Annotated in this window: 14 protein-coding genes, 1 tRNA gene and 1 rRNA gene; 9 read left to right on the forward strand and 7 right to left on the reverse strand. The window is 70.7% G+C overall.

The window, feature by feature from the left end; all coding sequences use genetic code 11:
- The first annotated feature begins 722 nt into the window (after positions 1 to 722).
- Positions 723 to 977: a hypothetical protein gene (locus ACIBO1_RS31970; RefSeq protein WP_089003002.1), complete on the forward strand. Its 255-nt coding sequence runs from the start codon at positions 723 to 725 to the stop codon at positions 975 to 977.
- A 178-nt stretch (positions 978 to 1155) separates the two neighbouring features.
- Here ACIBO1_RS31970 and ACIBO1_RS31975 read toward each other — a convergent pair.
- Positions 1156 to 1242, reverse strand: a tRNA-Ser gene (locus ACIBO1_RS31975).
- A 75-nt stretch (positions 1243 to 1317) separates the two neighbouring features.
- Between ACIBO1_RS31975 and deoD the strand changes: the two genes are divergently transcribed.
- The 3 genes from deoD to ACIBO1_RS31990 all read left to right on the forward strand — a co-directional run bounded on the left by deoD (position 1318) and on the right by ACIBO1_RS31990 (position 3323).
- Positions 1318 to 2025: a purine-nucleoside phosphorylase gene (gene deoD, locus ACIBO1_RS31980; RefSeq protein WP_350698752.1), complete on the forward strand. Its 708-nt coding sequence runs from the start codon at positions 1318 to 1320 to the stop codon at positions 2023 to 2025.
- Between the two features lie 198 nt (positions 2026 to 2223).
- A complete protein-coding gene (locus ACIBO1_RS31985; RefSeq protein WP_396752999.1) occupies positions 2224 to 2859 on the forward strand; it encodes a TetR/AcrR family transcriptional regulator in 636 nt (211 codons plus the stop codon).
- Complete coding sequence (locus tag ACIBO1_RS31990; RefSeq protein ID WP_396753001.1) at positions 2859 to 3323, forward strand: acyl-CoA thioesterase; 465 nt, start codon at positions 2859 to 2861, stop codon at positions 3321 to 3323. Before ACIBO1_RS31985 ends, ACIBO1_RS31990 begins: the two co-directional genes overlap by 1 nt.
- Positions 3324 to 3426: 103 nt before the next feature.
- On the opposite strand, the gene ACIBO1_RS31995 is transcribed toward ACIBO1_RS31990, so the two are convergent.
- From ACIBO1_RS31995 to ACIBO1_RS32010, 4 genes are all read right to left on the reverse strand, one after another.
- A complete protein-coding gene (locus ACIBO1_RS31995) occupies positions 3427 to 4095 on the reverse strand; it encodes a nucleoside deaminase (RefSeq protein ID WP_396753003.1) in 669 nt (222 codons plus the stop codon).
- Complete coding sequence (locus tag ACIBO1_RS32000) at positions 4085 to 4615, reverse strand: tRNA adenosine deaminase-associated protein (RefSeq protein WP_350698759.1); 531 nt, start codon at positions 4613 to 4615, stop codon at positions 4085 to 4087. Before ACIBO1_RS32000 ends, ACIBO1_RS31995 begins: the two co-directional genes overlap by 11 nt.
- Before the next feature lie 130 nt (positions 4616 to 4745).
- A complete protein-coding gene (locus ACIBO1_RS32005; protein ID WP_162854368.1) occupies positions 4746 to 4913 on the reverse strand; it encodes a hypothetical protein in 168 nt (55 codons plus the stop codon).
- A 132-nt stretch (positions 4914 to 5045) separates the two neighbouring features.
- Positions 5046 to 5387 carry a hypothetical protein gene (locus ACIBO1_RS32010; protein ID WP_350698761.1) on the reverse strand — a complete coding sequence of 114 codons (342 nt, stop codon included), beginning with the start codon at positions 5385 to 5387 and terminating at the stop codon, positions 5046 to 5048.
- Between the two features lie 124 nt (positions 5388 to 5511).
- Between ACIBO1_RS32010 and ACIBO1_RS32015 the strand changes: the two genes are divergently transcribed.
- The 4 genes from ACIBO1_RS32015 (at position 5512) to ACIBO1_RS32030 (ending at position 12159) form a co-directional block, all read left to right on the forward strand.
- Positions 5512 to 6213, forward strand: coding sequence for a M23 family metallopeptidase (locus ACIBO1_RS32015; protein ID WP_396753016.1), 702 nt, complete (start codon positions 5512 to 5514; stop codon positions 6211 to 6213).
- 168 nt (positions 6214 to 6381) lie between these two features.
- The gene (locus ACIBO1_RS32020; protein ID WP_396753006.1) at positions 6382 to 9297 is read left to right on the forward strand and encodes a glycosyl hydrolase; all 2916 of its coding nucleotides are present in this window, start codon (positions 6382 to 6384) and stop codon (positions 9295 to 9297) included.
- Between the two features lie 71 nt (positions 9298 to 9368).
- The gene (locus tag ACIBO1_RS32025) at positions 9369 to 10427 is read left to right on the forward strand and encodes a PHP domain-containing protein (protein ID WP_396753008.1); all 1059 of its coding nucleotides are present in this window, start codon (positions 9369 to 9371) and stop codon (positions 10425 to 10427) included.
- Between the two features lie 61 nt (positions 10428 to 10488).
- A complete protein-coding gene (locus tag ACIBO1_RS32030) occupies positions 10489 to 12159 on the forward strand; it encodes a DUF885 domain-containing protein (protein WP_396753010.1) in 1671 nt (556 codons plus the stop codon).
- A 57-nt stretch (positions 12160 to 12216) separates the two neighbouring features.
- On the opposite strand, the gene ACIBO1_RS32035 is transcribed toward ACIBO1_RS32030, so the two are convergent.
- Positions 12217 to 13086 carry a DUF3068 domain-containing protein gene (locus tag ACIBO1_RS32035; protein WP_396753012.1) on the reverse strand — a complete coding sequence of 290 codons (870 nt, stop codon included), beginning with the start codon at positions 13084 to 13086 and terminating at the stop codon, positions 12217 to 12219.
- 90 nt (positions 13087 to 13176) lie between these two features.
- Between ACIBO1_RS32035 and ACIBO1_RS32040 the strand changes: the two genes are divergently transcribed.
- Positions 13177 to 14991 (forward strand): VanW family protein, encoded by a 1815-nt coding sequence (locus ACIBO1_RS32040; protein ID WP_396753014.1) that lies wholly within the window; start codon positions 13177 to 13179, stop codon positions 14989 to 14991.
- 501 nt (positions 14992 to 15492) lie between these two features.
- Here ACIBO1_RS32040 and rrf read toward each other — a convergent pair.
- Positions 15493 to 15578, reverse strand: a 5S ribosomal RNA gene (rrf, locus tag ACIBO1_RS32045); the annotation flags it as partial.

Here is a 15578-nt window from a genome sequence, read left to right on the forward strand (position 1 = left end):
GCCACAGCCTGACCGCCACGACGCCACCCGGCCGACAGGCCAGACGGCGTGTCATCCAACACCGTGAACGTTCGTGGTCACGGCACTAGCCGGTGGGTCCGGCTAGCCCATCTCGGCGAGAGATCCTTCCGCGTTCGGGGTCGGCCGGCGAACTGCCGGTCGACTCCGAGCCGCTATCACGGCTTTTGCCTGACTTGGCCTAGACGCGCCGTAAAAGCCGCATCGAAAGTTGCGCCCATCAATGCGATCGACCGAAGTATCCACAGGCCGAAAGGGTCGGCGCACAACATACCCACATCACCCTCCACAGGCCCCAGAACAAAATTCATCCCGGCTCATCGATGGCTTGACCACCCCCAAGCAGGGGTTTCTCCAAATGGAACAGGTGTGCGAAGCGCCGCCCGTCGCGCCGTTATCCACAGGCCACGGCCCGACCCGAGACCCACTACATGTGGGTACGACATTCTTCCGGCACCACAATATCTGCCACTCTGAGGCGATGACCTTCTTGCTGCCTACCCGACCGCCGAGTACGGTGACCCGAGCAAGACAGCATGAAGACCCGGCAGGGTGCCGGTTCTCCGGGCAGCCCTACCGGGTCGTCGTCGTTTCTACCTGGCAGTAGACCGGCGACGTTATCACCGGCTGATGTCTCACGCGAGACCTCAGAGGAGTGAAATTCTCCGCAGGTTGCCCGCCGTGCTCAACCAAAAGGAGAGCAAGTGGCGAACAAGGCCGCGAAGCCGTCGTCGGGGGCGAGCAAGCCCGCCGCCCGCCCGGCTGCCAAGCCCGCCGCCCGCCCGGCTGCGAAGCCGGTGGTGGTCAACCCGGGCACCCCCGCTCCCAAAAGCGGTCAGTACAAGCCGGTCAAGGGTGGCCCTGAGGTGACCGTGCCGAAGGGCCACCGGATGCCGCCCACTCCGAACGGCGGCCCGTCGAAGCTGGTCGACCCGACCAAGAACAAGTCCGGCAAGTGATTCCCCCGGCCTAGCTCCGGCTCGGCCACCATGCCCGCCCAGGCGACTCGGCGGGCATGGTGGGCTATTCAACCAGCTTGCGCGGCTCGACCAAGCCGACTGAGACCGAAACTGAGACCACAAGCGGAACGCCCGGCCGATCCCTGCGGATCGACCGGGCGTTCTCGCTGTTCACGAGCGGTGGCGGCGGGATTTGAACCCGCGGAGGGCGTAAACCCTCACACGCTTTCGAGGCGTGCTCCTTAGGCCACTCGGACACGCCACCGCCGACGAGGGTACAGGACTGTCGGTTCCGACGCCGAACCGGTCCCGGGCAGGTGGGCCTGGCAGGATCTCTGCCATGAGTACGCACATCGGCGCGAAGCCGGGCGAGATCGCCGAGCGGGTCCTGATGCCGGGTGACCCCCTGCGGGCCAAGTGGATCGCGGAGACCTACCTCGAGGGCGCGACCTGCTACTCGACGGTTCGGGGGATGTTGGGCTTCACCGGGCGCTGGAACGGTGTCGAGGTTTCCGTGCAGGGCTCGGGGATGGGCATGCCGTCGGCCTCGATCTATGCGCACGAGCTGGTCAACGAGTACGGCGTGACGTCGCTGATCCGGGTCGGCTCCTGCGGTGCCCTGACCGAGGACCTGAAGCTGCGTGACGTGATCGCGGCGATCGGGTCGTCGACCGACTCGAACATGAACCGGATGCGGTTCGACGGGTTGATCGACTACGCCCCGGTGGCCGACTTCGGGCTGCTGCGTACCTCGGTGGAGGTGGCCGAGCGGCGCGGCGTGGCGATGCGGGTGGGGCCGATCCTGGCGGCGGACGCCTTCTACACCGACCGGCCGGACCTCTACGACAGCCTGGCGCAGTACGGCGTGCTGGCGGTGGAGATGGAGTCGGCCGCGCTGTACACGATCGCCGCGCGGTTCAAGGCGCGGGCGTTGACGCTGTTGACGGTCAGCGACCACATCAAGACCGGCGAGAAGACCACCTCGCAGGAGCGTGAGCAGACGTTCAGCCAGATGGTCGAGATCGCGCTGGACACGATCATCGCCTGAACACCGCGCCGCCGCATCCGACGCCGCCGCATCCAGCGCCGCTGCCGTCAGCACCGCCGCCAGCGCCAGCACTGCGGCAGCCGCATCCACCGTCCCGTCACCGCCTCGCGGTGGCGGGACGCGGCACGTCAGGGCCGGTGACGATGGTCACCACATAAATAAATACGACCGGTCGGTCTTCTTTAGTAGGGTCGCCGTATGACCGTCGACGGCCGGCTCGCCCGGGGCGAGCGCACCCGCACCGCAGTGCTGGACGCCGCTGTCAGCCTGGCCTCTGCCAACGGGCTCGACGGCCTCTCCCTCGGGCACCTCGCCGACTCCCTCGGCGTGAGCAAGTCCGGCCTCTTCGCGCACTGGCGGTCCAAGGAGGCCCTGCAACTCGCCACCATCGACCGGGCGGTCGCGCAGTGGCAGGAACGGATCGTCGCGCCGGCCCTGCGCGCGCCCCGGGGCGTACGCCGCATCCGGGCGTTGCACGAGGCGCGGATCGACTTCTACACCGCGCGGGTGCTGCCCGGCGGCTGCTTCTTCGCCACCACCGAGTTCGAGTTCAACGCCCGGCCCGGAGCGGTCCGGGATCGCCTCGCCGAGGTCTTCGCCGCCTGGACACAGTTCCTGGAGCGGCTCGTGCGGGAGGCCGTCGAGCTGGGCGAACTCCCCGCCGACCTGGACGTCGCGTTGCTGGCGTACGAGATCGACGCGTACGGGATCGCGGCGGCGATGCGCTCGCGGCTGCTCGACCCGGACACCACCTACCGACACGCCCGCCGGGGCGTACTGGCCCGTCTGCGGGCGCTGTGCCCCGATCCCACCCTCCTACCGGAAGGCCCCTGATGACACACGCCCTCGCCGACCAGTCCGCCGTCACGTACGGCCACGTCGGGCAGCCCATGGTGCACTTCGACGACCTCGACGCGCTCGGTCTGCTGCACAACGCCCGGTACGCGTTGCTGCTCGAGCGGGCGATCACCGCGTACTGGTCGGATCGGGGGGTGGCCTACCGCGCTGGACGGGCCACCACGCCGGACGTGTTCCATGCGGTCCGCGAGTTCAGCATCACCTACCGCGCGCCGGTCACCGGCACCGGCCCGATCGCCGTGCACTTCTGGCTGGAACACTTCGGCACCAGCAGCGCCGTGTACGCCTTCCGGTTCCACTCCCTGGACGACGACACCACCACGTACGCCCAGGGGCGGCGGGTCATCGTCCGGGTGGACCCAGCGACCATGCGCCCGACACCGTGGACGGAGGCGGCCCGGGCGGTGGCTGACACGCTGCTCCGCCCGACCTCGGCCTGACGCCTCGGACGGCACCGCCCGACAGGGATCAGCGGCGACACGCAGCGCCCGACCGGGCCGCGACACGCGGTAGCACACACCCCGTCCGCGATACGCGGTGGCGTCAGCGGAAGAAGGCGCGCAGGACGGCGGCGTTCTCCGCCTCCAGCACGCCGCCGTAGACCTCGGGGCGGTGGTTGAGTCGGCGGTCGCGGAGCACGTCCCAGAGCGAGCCGGCGGCCCCGGTCTTCGGCTCCCACGCGCCGAAGACCACGGTCGAGACCCGGGCCAGCACCAACGCGCCCGCGCACATGGTGCAGGGCTCCAGGGTCACCACCAGCGTGCAGCCGTCCAACCGCCACCGGCCCAGCCGCTGCGCGGCCCGGCGCAGCGCCAGCACCTCGGCGTGCGCGGTCGGGTCACCGGTCAGCTCCCGCTCGTTGCGGCCGATCGCCAGCTCGGCGCCGTCGGGCCCGTAGAGCACCGCGCCCACCGGCACATCGTCGATCGGTACGGCCGCATCGGCGTCGACCGGGACGGGTGCGACGCCGGCAGCCGGAACGGCAGCACCGGTCACGGCGATCTCCAGCGCCCGACGCATCCAGAGTTCGTGCCGCTGTCGTCGGCCAGTGCCGGTCAGGTCGGCGAGCGCCTCGTGCGCTCCCGGCCCCACCCGGCCGACCGCGCCGGGAGTGGGTTGGCCGGGCCGGACCGTCTCCAGTGCCGGGTCGGTCGCGTCGACCGGTCCACCGCCGCCGGACCCCGGCGCACCCTCGACGGGCTCAGACCTCACGCAACTCCTCGACGTCGTCCACGCAGCCGAGCACCTGGCACACCTCGGCGGTGACGTCGGCGGGCATCATGCCCTCGTGGGCGCAGAGCGCGAGCAGCCGCTGCGCGGGGATGCCCAGGTCGGTGAGGAGATCCGCCTCGCCGACCGGGTCCGCCTCCGGGTCGACGGCGGGTTGCTCGTTGTCGTCGCCACCGCTGGTCGCCGCCGGGCGTACCTCCTCGGTGTCGTCCAGCCCGGTGACCGACGTCTTGAGGTCTCCGACCAGCAGGCCGCCCAGCCGGGACTCCTCGGCGTACGCCGAGTCGGAGCCGAAGACCCGCAGGTCCTCGCCCTCGTCCAGGCGGAGGATGACCAGGTAGGTGTCGTCCGCCTCGACGAACAACAGCGACAGGTCCGCGTCGGGGGCGAGGTCACGGAGACGCTCGGCCACCTCGTCGACGTCGGCGGCCCCCCGCAGACTCAGCTCAGCGGCCGTCCAGCCGCCCTTCTCGCGCACGACGGCCGCAGCGAAGTACGACACGGTTCCCCCAAGTAGCCTCGGCACAGCACACGCCGACCCGTTACGCGTGCACGTTAGCCGGTCGGGTCGGCAGGCGACCGGTCAACGCCCCGAAGGGCCGGTCATTCCTGGGGAAAGTGACGGGCGCCGGTCAGCCGGTCAGGCGACGGCGGGTGGCGATCAGCTGGCGGAGCCGCTCGGTGCGTGCCCGCTGTGGCCGCTCGCGTTCGCGCACCGAGCGGGCGTCCGCCAACTGCGCCAGGAGCTGCATGCGGCGACGGCTGCGATCCGGATCGAGCCGCGGAGTGGTCCAGGCCATACCGGGAGCGTGCCGAGTCACGGCGGCCGAGTCAAGACGGGTTTCGGTGCCTGCACAACAACGCAGCGCAGTCACCGCCGGTGGCGGCCGTCGCCGCTGCTCGACACCGTCGCGCCGGGTCCGGCGTCCGCGCTACCAGAGCGGCCAGTCGCCGCTGGCCGCCCAGCGGGTGACGACCGCGACGGTGGCGATGCTCCAGCCTCCGGCGGTGACGATCGCGATGCCGGCGGCCGCTCCCCGGTCGCCGAAGCGGACCAGCACCAGGGCGGCAAGCCAGGCCACGCCACCGGCGAGCAGGGTCCACCAGGCGTACCCGGCGAGGCTGCGTCCGAGTAGGGCGAACAGGCCCAGCCAGGCGAGCGCGCCGACCGCTCCCGACGCGACACCGGCACCGCTGACCGGGTGCGGCTCGCGATAGGTGGGGCGCGGCGGACGCCCCGACGGGAAGAGGCCCGAGGGGCTGTACGGCATCATCCCTGCCACTCCTCCCACGCGTGGACGTCGTCCACCCACCGTAGGCGATACCTGTCAGGATGGCCCGATGGTCTCGCTGACGATCGGGCGCCGTCGCGCGTACGCCGCGCTGCTGCTCGTGCCGATGCTCGCCGCCACCGGCTGCGGGACGCCCCCTCCCCCGCGCGTGGTGCCGCCGACCGGTTCGCCCGCACCGCCGATCACCGGCGAGGCGGCACCGCCACCGGCCGCGCCGGCACCGACCGGCGCGACGCCGGACACCGCGGACCAGCCGGCGGCGACCGCGAGTCCGACCCGCGCCGGGCTCCGGCACGTCTTCCCGGTACGCGCGACGAAGGTGGCCTACCACCCGACCCACTCGGCGTACCCGGGCACCGACATCTTCGCCGACTGCGGCGAACCCTTCGTGGCGGTCACCGACGGCACGATCGGCGAGGTCAGCCGCCGGGACCGGTACGACAAGCAGGGGCCGCAGGGGCCGTACAACGGTGGCCTGTCGGTGTCGGTGCTCGGTGACGACGGTGTGCGTTACTACGGCTCGCACCTGACCGAGATCGCCGACGACATCGCGCCGGGCGTGCGGGTACGCGCCGGGCAGCAGCTCGGCACCGTGGGCCGGACCGGCAACGCCAACAACGTGTGCCACCTGCACTTCGGCATCTCCCCGCCGTGCCTGGGCGAGGACGGCTGGTGGATCCGCCGGGGCGTGATCTGGCCGGCGCCGTACCTCGACTCGTGGCGTAAGGGTGGCAACCGCGAGCCGGCGGCGAAGGTGGCGGCCTGGCACCGCAAGAACGGCTGCCCGGAGCGGCCGCCGGCGCGCTGAGCCGGAGACGTCCCGTCCGGCGTCATCCGCATTTCATCAGTCCGACACATTGACGCAGGTCGTGCCGGTGAACTACCGTCGCGTAACAACGAGAGAGCGCTCTCTCATGGAACCAACCCCCCAAACGACGACGAAACGCGCCGCCGACCGGCGCGCCATGGAGGAAAGATGCGACCTCCCGTCCCACGCCGTACCCGTCATCGGCTGCTGGCCGCCACCGCCGCAGCAGCCCTCGTCCTCGGCGGGCTGGCCGTCACCGCCACCTCCCCCGCACAGGCCGCGCCCGTCGGCGCCGGCAGCTACACCACCACCCCCGTCGGCCCGCTGCCCAGCGGCTGCGGCGACATGACCACCAACCCTCGGCAGTTCGCCACCGCCGACGCGCCGCCGGGCCCGATCCCCACCAACGACTGGTGGTCCTCGCTGCTGTGGAAGCGGCTGAACTGCTCGTTCAGCGAGCCGCTGCACGCCCACCCGGCCTCCTACCGGCCGGTCACCGACGGGCTCGGCTTCTCCGCCGAGTCCGTGGCCGCCATCAGCGGCACCGCGACCGGCGTCGGCGAGTACAAGTACCCCTACGTCGAGGACATCCGGGTCGGCGTGGCCGGCCTCGCCGCACCGCTCGTCCGGGTCGCCGACTGGACGGACTGGACGGTCACCCCGTACTGGAGCGACGGCACCCGCACCCTGCGCGCCACCATCGGGCACGGCCTGCCGTTCGCGTACTTCCGCACCACCGGCGGTGACGCGGTGATCAACGCGAACGGCGGCGGCTTCACGGTCTTCTCCAACAGCGCCGGCCGGATCAGCTTCAGCGTCCGGGGCCACGACTACGTCGCGTACGCGCCGTCCGGCGCCACCTGGACCGTGAGCGGTACCCGGATCAGCTCCAACCTCGCCGGACGCGGCTACTTCTCGGTCGCCCTGCTCCCGGCCACCACCGACGCCACGGCCCGCGCCCAACTCGCCACCACCTACGGCCAGTACGCGCACGCCCACGTCACCGGCACCCGGGTCGGCTACACCTACAACCAGTCGACCAGCCGGGTGGAGACCCGCTACACCTTCACCACCACCCCGCGCGAGGGCACCGAGACGCGGACCGTGGTCAGTCTCTACCCGCACCAGTGGAAGTCGCTGACCGGTGCCACCCCGATCGCACCGACCTACCCCTCGGCGCGCGGCCGGATGAAGGTGCTCACCGGTGTCGGCGAGTTCCGCACCTCGATGCGCTTCCACGGCGTACTGCCCGAGCTACCGGCGGTGGCCACCGGCGCCGGTGCCGACCTGACCACGCTGCGGCAGCACCTCGCGGCGGCCCGGAGCAACCCGATGGACCAGCGCGGCGGCGACACCTACTGGACCGGCAAGGGCCTCGGCCGGGCCTCCCGGATCGCCGAGATCGCCGACCTGGTCGGCGACACCGAGACCCGCACCTCGGCGCTGAACGCCATCCGGTCCACGCTCAACGACTGGCTCACCGCCTCACCCGGCGAGACCGAGCGCCTCTTTTACTACGACCAGCGGTGGGGCACCCTGATCGGCTACCCCGCCTCGTACGGCTCCGACCAGGAGCTCAACGACCACCACTTCCACTACGGCTACTACATCGCCGCCGCCGCGACGCTGGCCAAGTTCGACCCGTCCTGGGCCCGACAGGACCAGTACGGCGGCATGATCGACCTGTTGATCCGGGACGCCAACAACTACGACCGGAACGACACCCGCTTCCCGTACCTGCGTGACTTCGACATCTACGCCGGGCACGACTGGGCCTCCGGGCACGGCTCGTTCGCCAGCGGCAACAACCAGGAGTCGTCGTCCGAGGGGATGAACTTCGCCAACGCCCTGATCCAGTGGGGGCAGGCCACCGGCAACACCGCGGTCCGGGACGCCGGCATCTTCATCTACACCACCCAGGCGGCGGCAATCCACGAGTACTGGTTCGACGTCAACGACGAGAACTTCCCGGCCGGGTTCGGGCACTCGAACGTGGGCATGGTCTGGGGCGACGGCGGAGCGTACGCCACCTGGTTCAGCGCCGAGCCGGAGATGATCCAGGGCATCAACCTGCTGCCGATCACCGGCGGCCACCTGTACCTGGGCTACCACCCGAACTACAACTCCATCAAGTACCAGGAGCTGGTCCGCAACAACGGCGGCGAACCCACCGTGTGGCAGGACATCCACTGGCAGTTCCTCGCCCTCGGTGACGCCGACTCGGCGCTGGCGAAACTGCGCGCCAACCCCGGTTACACACCGGAGGAGGGCGAGAGCCGGGCACACACCTTCCACTGGATCCGCAACCTCGCCGGGCTGGGCCGGGTCGACACCGGGATCACCGCCGACCACCCGCTGGCCGCCGTCTTCAACCGCAACGGCGCCCGCACATACGTGGCCAGCAACATCTCCGCCACCCCGCTGACCGTACGGTTCTCCGACGGTACGCAGCTCACGGTGGCCGCCGGACGTACCGCCACCAGTGGCGCGCACACCTGGAGCGGTGGCAGTGCCGGCGGGGGCGTACCGCCGGGCCCGACGCCCACCCCGACCCCGACTCCGACGCCCACGCCCACTCCCACCCCGACTCCGACGCCGACGAACCCGCCGGGCTCGGGTCAGCCGACCCGCTACCTGCTCGCCGGCGGTGGACTGGGTACGGCCGGCACCGCCGGGACCACGACCGTGGCCAGCGCCGGCGGCACCAACCGGGACGGCACGCCGACCAACCCGTCGGTGTTCACCGCGACCGGGCTCAACCTCAACCACACCGGCGGACAGACCGCGTTCGACCTCCTCCTCGACGCCGGCAACGCGGTCGGCAACGGGGTGCAGGTACGTGTCTCGTACGACCTGACCGGTAACGGGAGCTGGGAACGGGTGGAGACGTACCGCTACTTCGCCACCGACCCGGTGCCCGGCTGGGAGACCTACACCCAGGCGGCCGGACTGCACTCCAGCACCGGCAGCCTCGGCAACCTGCGCGGCGGCACGGTCCGGGTGGAGGTCTGGTCCGCGATCGGCAACAACCCCAGCACGCTGGGCGTCGGTAACCGCTCGGTGGTACGCCTGCCGTACTCCTGATCCGCTGACACCCGCACTCCGCGCCGCCGGTCACACCCCGACCGGCGGCGCGGACGCGTAGTTTGCAGTACATGCGTGATGCCGTTGCTGATCTGCGCCGGATCGCGTTCCTGCTGGAGCGTGCCAACGAGGCCACCTACCGGGTCCGGGCCTTCCGGTCGGCGGCGAACGCACTGGCCGCGCTGCCCCCCGCCGAGCTGGCCGAGCGGGCCCGCAGCGGCACGCTCACCGAGCTGGCCGGGGTCGGCGACGTCACCGCCCGGTGCGTCACCGAGTCGCTGGCCGGTGAGGAACCGGTCTACCTGCGTCGGCTGGTCGCCACCGAGGGCACCGACCTGGACGCCGAGGCCGCCGCGTTGCGCAGCGCGCTGCGCGGTGACTGCCACACCCACTCGGACTGGTCCGACGGCGGGTCACCGATCGAGGAGATGGCGCTGGCCGCGGTCGAGCTGGGTCACGAGTATCTGGTGCTGACCGACCACTCGCCCCGGTTGAAGGTGGCCCGGGGACTGACCGCGGATCGGCTGCGCCGCCAGCTCGACCACGTGGCGCAGCTCAACGAGGCGCTGCCGGAGGGCTTCCGGATCCTCACCGGCATCGAGGTCGACATCCTCGCCGACGGCTCGCTCGACCAGGAGGAGGAGTTGCTGGCCCGGCTGGACGTGGTGGTCGGATCGGTGCACAGCGGCCTCAACGACGACCGGGCGAAGATGACCCGCCGGATGGTGGCCGCCGTCGCCAACCCGCACCTGGACATCCTCGGCCACTGCACCGGGCGCATGGTGTCGTCGCGTCCGGCGGGGGTGACCGGACCCGGTGACCGGGGGCATCGGGCCCGTACCCGCGCGGAGAGCGACTTCGACGCCGATGCCGTCTTCGCCGCCTGCGTGAAACACCGCACCGCAGTGGAGATCAACTCTCGGCCGGAGCGGCAGGATCCGCCGAAGCGGTTGATCCGGCGGGCACTGGAAGCCGGCTGCCTGTTCGCGATCAACACCGACGCGCACGCGCCGGGGCAGCTCGACTGGCAGCGTTTCGGCTGCGAGCGGGCGGCCCGCTGCGGCGTACCCGTCAATCGGGTGGTCAACGGTTGGTCGGCCGAGGACCTGGTCGCCTGGACCCACGGCTGAGCGGTCGGACACGGCAAGCAGCGCCGTCACCCTGCCGGACGGGTCACGTAGGGTTCGCTGCGTGGGACGAATCGATGACCTCGCGAACCGGTACGTCGCCGACTGGGCGGCGCTGAGTCCGGCCGGCGCGACCATGGTCGGCATCTCCGGGCACGACGACCAGCTCGACGACCTGTCACCCGACGGGTACGCCGCCCGCGCCGACCTGAGCCGGCGCACCCTGGCCGAGCTCGACGCCGTCGAGCCGCAGTCGGAGGCCGAACGCACCGCCCAGGAGGCGATGCAGGAGCGGCTCGGCCTGGACCTCGCGCGCTACGACAGCGGCGAGACGAGCAGCGAGGTCAGCGTCATCACCTCCGGGCTGCACGAGATCCGGATGGTCTTCGACCTGATGCCGCAGGAGGGCGAGCAGGCGCAGGCCGACATCGCCGCCCGGCTGAACCTCTTCGCCGGTGCGTTGGAGTCCTACAAGACCACGCTGCGCGAGGCGGCCGCCGCTGGACACGTCAGCTCGCGGGTGCAGTTGCTTGAGGTGGCCAAGCAGTGCGACACCTGGGTGGACCCGGACGGCGACAACGTCTTCCACGGGCTCGTCGAGCGGCTGGGTGCCGATGGTGCCCTCGACGCGGAGTTGCGCCGGGGTGCGGCGGCGGCCACCGCGGCGACCGCCGAGTTCGGGCACTTCCTGCGCGCCGAGCTGGCCCCGCACGGCCGGGAGAAGCAGGCCGCCGGGCGGGACCGCTACGAGCTGGCCTCGCAGTACTTCCTCGGCGCCCGCGTCGACCTGGACGAGACGTACGCCTGGGGGTTCGCGGAGCTGGCCCGCCTGGAGGCCGAGATGCGGACGGTGGCGGCGCAGATCGCGGGACCGGGTGCCACGATCGACGAGGCGGTGGCCAAGCTGGATGCCGACCCGGCCCGCACGATCCGGGGCAAGGAGGCGTTCCGCGACTGGATGCAGGGGCTGGCCGAGCAGGCGATCAGCGACCTGAACGGCACCCACTTCGACATCCCGGAGCAGGTGCGGCGGATCGAGTGCATGATCGCGCCGACCAGTGACGGCGCGATCTACTACACCGGTCCGAGCGAGGACTTCAGCCGGCCGGGCCGGATGTGGTGGGCGGTGCCGCAGGACCTGACCGAGTTCTCCACCTGGCGGGAGGTGACCACGGTCTACCACGAGGGGGTGCCCGGCCATCACCTCCAGGTGGGGCAGACCGCCGTCCGCGCGGAGCTGCTCAACCGCTGGCAGCGGCTGCTCTGCTGGGTCTCCGGCCACGGCGAGGGCTGGGCCCTGTACGCCGAGAACCTGATGGACGAGCTGGGCTACCTGGCGGACCCGGGCGACAAGCTCGGCATGTTGGACGGTCAGGCGTTCCGGGCCGCCCGGGTGATCGTCGACATCGGCATGCACCTCGAACTGGAGATCCCTGCGGACAACCCGTTCGACTTCCACCCCGGCGAGCGCTGGACGCCGCAACTGGGGTGGGAGTTCCTGCGGGCGCACTGCCGGGTGCCGGACGAGATGCTGCGCTTCGAACTCAACCGCTACCTGGGCTGGCCGGGGCAGGCGCCCTCGTACAAGGTGGGCGAACGGATCTGGCTCCAGGCCCGGGAGGACGCCAAGGTCCGCAAGGGCGCCGACTTCGACCTGCGGGAGTTCCACCGCCAGGCGCTCGACCTGGGCGCTCTCGGGCTCGACCCGCTGCGCCGGGCGCTGGACCGGCTCTGAGCAGCGAACACGGGACGAGGGTCGCCCTCGTCCCGTGTTCGTTCCGGCCTACCGGGATCAGTTCTTGTCGGATTCGCTGCGCGCGGAGCGCTGCCCCGGCACGGTGGGCTCGTCGGACTTCCAGTTGGTCGACGCCGGCGGGATCTCGTCGGACAACGGGCCGCTCTGCCGCTGGTCGTCGCGGACCGCCGGCTGGTCGACCCGGGTCGGCGCCGAGGTGGCGGCATGCCGACCGGTCGGGCCACTCCGGCCCCGGTCGCGGGAGACCAGGAGTCCGACCAGGATCATCGCCACACCGAGTACGGCGAGCCCGAGGGGCGCGTACACGCCGAGGATGGTGAGCTGGCCCCGGCTCTCCTTGGCCCGCTCCACCGAGGCCGCCACGGTCTCGTCGTTGTAGGAGAAGTCGGCGTCGAGCAGCGTCACCTGGGCACCGGCGTTCGGCACCAGCACCTTCTTCTGCTGCTCGCGCACCTTGAGGTAGGAGCCGGTCACCGGGTCGACCCAGACCGTACGGATGTTGCTGTAGACGACGTCGCCGGAGGTCGACCCGGGGGCGAGCGCACCGAGCAGCAGGCCGACCCGGTCCGCCGGCAGCGGCAGCTTCTCGTCGGTGATGACCTGCTCGTACCGGTACGCCTCAAGCCCGTCGATGTCCTCGGTGCCCTTGAACTCGGCCACCCGGGTCTGCCGCAGATCCCGGTCGAAGACCTCGTAGTCGGTCTGGTCCGAGTGGAACGGGAACACAGGCCAAAAAGGGGGCACCGAATCCGATGACGGTCTCATTCCTCGAACCGCGCTGGTGATGGGCTGGTTGGTCTTCCGTCGCAGCGCCGCTGACCCGCCGACGAATGAACGGTCACCAGGAGTGACCGTGAGAGCCGATCCGACCTGCCGGGCAGGCTCTCCGGACGACTGACGGGTCACTCGGACTCCCCGCCGGCCGCACCGTTGGTTACCGTAGTTGTCTTCCGGGTGGGTCCCATCCCCCTGCGGTAGTTCCCCGAAGAGGTAGCTGTGACGTTGTACGGCGAGAAGAAACCCCCCGCCGACGATCGGCCCACCGTGGAAGTGACCGCGGTCAACTGGCCGAACGATCGGCCGGAGCCCGAGGCGAGCGCCGCCCCGCCGGGTACACCGGCCCGGCCGCGCCGGTTCCGCCTGCTCCTCGCCTCCGGGGTGGCCACAGCCGTGCTCGCCTCGGTGGGCGCGGTCACCGTCTGGGCGTACGCCGGTGACGTGCCCCGAGGCACCAGCGTGATGGGCACCGAGCTCGGCGGGCGGAGCCGGACCGACGCGGCACGTGAGTTGCGGGCACAGCTCGACCGTCGCGCCGCCGAGCTCGCCGCCCCGATCCAGGTACGCATCGGCGAGCGGACTGCCGAGATCAACCCGGCCGAGGTCGGGCTCACCGTCGACGTGGACGCCACGGTGGCTGCTGCGGCGTCCACCGACGCGCACGCGGTGGACCGGCTGGTCGGCTCGCGGCAGGTCGAACCGGTGGTCTCCGTCGACGTGCCGAAGCTGGAAGCCGAGCTGGAGAAGCTCGTCGGCGACCAGGGCCGCAAGATGACCATGCCGGCGATCACGTTCACCGGCACGAAGCCGAAGGTGCGTCACCCCAAGCCGAGCCTCGCCGTCGACCCGGAGCACTCCGCCGACGTGGTCAAGGCGGGCTGGTTGAGCGGTCAGCCGGTGACGGTGCCGCTGGTGGAGAATCACCCGGCCACCTCCGCCGAGGAGGTGGACCGTCTGGTGCGCGAGCTGGCCGAGCCGGCGGTCGCCGCACCGGTGAAGCTGACCACGGACCGGGGTTCGGTGAACATCCCGCCGGCGGCCATCGCGAAGGGCCTCCGCTTCAAAGCCGACAAGACGGGCAAGCTCACGCCCAGCATCGACATGAAGCGGCTGCGGGACGCCCTGGGGAACCGGCTGAACGAGGTCGAGGTGGCGCCCAAGGACGCCACGATGACCATTTCCGGCGGCAAGCCGAAGGTGGTCGAGGGGCGCGCCGGCCAGCAGGTGGACACCGACGGCCTGGGCGACGAGCTGATGGCCGTCCTGCCCCGCACCGAGGACCGTACGATCACCGCGAAGCTGACGGAGAAGAAGCCGAAGCTCACCGCAGAGAAGCTGGGCGGCCTCGGTATCAAGGAGAAGGTCTCCTCCTTCACCACCAACTTCACCGGCGGCCTCTCCTCGGCGCGCAGCCAGAACATCGTGACGATCGCCAAGAAGGTGGACGGCACCGTGGTGCTGCCCGGCGAGACGTTCTCGCTCAACGGGCACACCGGTGAGCGCGGCTACGCCCAGGGCTACCGCGACGCGCCAGTCATCATGGACGGCAAGCTGGTGCCGGGCGTAGGCGGCGGCACCTCGCAGTTCACCACCACGCTGTTCAACGCCACGTACTACGCCGGCCTCGAAGACGTCGAGCACAAGCCGCACTCGTACTACTTCAGCCGCTACCCGTCGGTCATCGAGTCGACCATCTTCTGGCCCAACCTCGACTTCAAGTTCCGCAACAACACCGACCACGGCCTCCTGATCGACACCTCGTACACGGGCAGCTCGATCACCGTGTCGATCTGGAGCACGAAGATCTGGGACAGCGTCAAGACCGAGTACAGCCCGCGACGCAACATCACGTCGTCCAAGACGGTCTACCTGGAGCCGGGCCCGACCTGCATCCCCGCCAGCGGCAGCCAGGGCTTCACCCAGGACGCCTTCCGGGTCATCAAGAAGGACGGCAAGGTGGTCAAGCGGGAGAAGTTCACCTGGACGTACAGCGCCGAGCCGCGCTTCATCTGCGCCAAGGAGCCCGGCGCCTGACGTCCGTCCTCCACCAGCTCCATCACGGCCCCGCCGGCCCCACGCCGGCGGGGCTTTCCGTGTAAGGAAGGGTCCCCTGCTAACGCCTCGTGCATAGCAGGGGACCCCTATTAACACCCGGGCGCTGCCGTTCCCCACCTGGCATCAGAGGCGCAGGCCGAGGGGTGTGGCGGGCCATGCCGATCCCGGGCGTGGCACACCGTCGAGTCCCGAACGGAGATCCGGGTACGGCCGTCGTCCAGGGGCCTGTACCGATCTGAAGGCTGTAATGCCGCAGCGCCCCTCATCGCTCCCGTCCAGGCCGGCTGGGGCAGGACGGACCGCGCAGCGGCTCTGCTTCGCCCAGCAAGGGTGAGCCAGCCACTCTTCTATTGCCTTGTCTACGGCATTGCCTTGTCTATGGCGGTGCGACGACTCGCGAAGGCCACGCTGGGCCGCGCTAAGGGAGCCCAAATGCGTTTAGGGCCACCCCCAGTGGGGGTGGCCCTAAATCGAGAAGATGTCCGGCGGTGTCCTACTCTCCCACACCCTCCCGGGTGCAGTACCATCGGCGCTGGAGGGCTTAGCTTCCGGGTTCGGAATGTGAC

It is taken from the genome of Micromonospora sp. NPDC049903 (assembly GCF_044460945.1).
Classification (GTDB): domain Bacteria; phylum Actinomycetota; class Actinomycetes; order Mycobacteriales; family Micromonosporaceae; genus Micromonospora.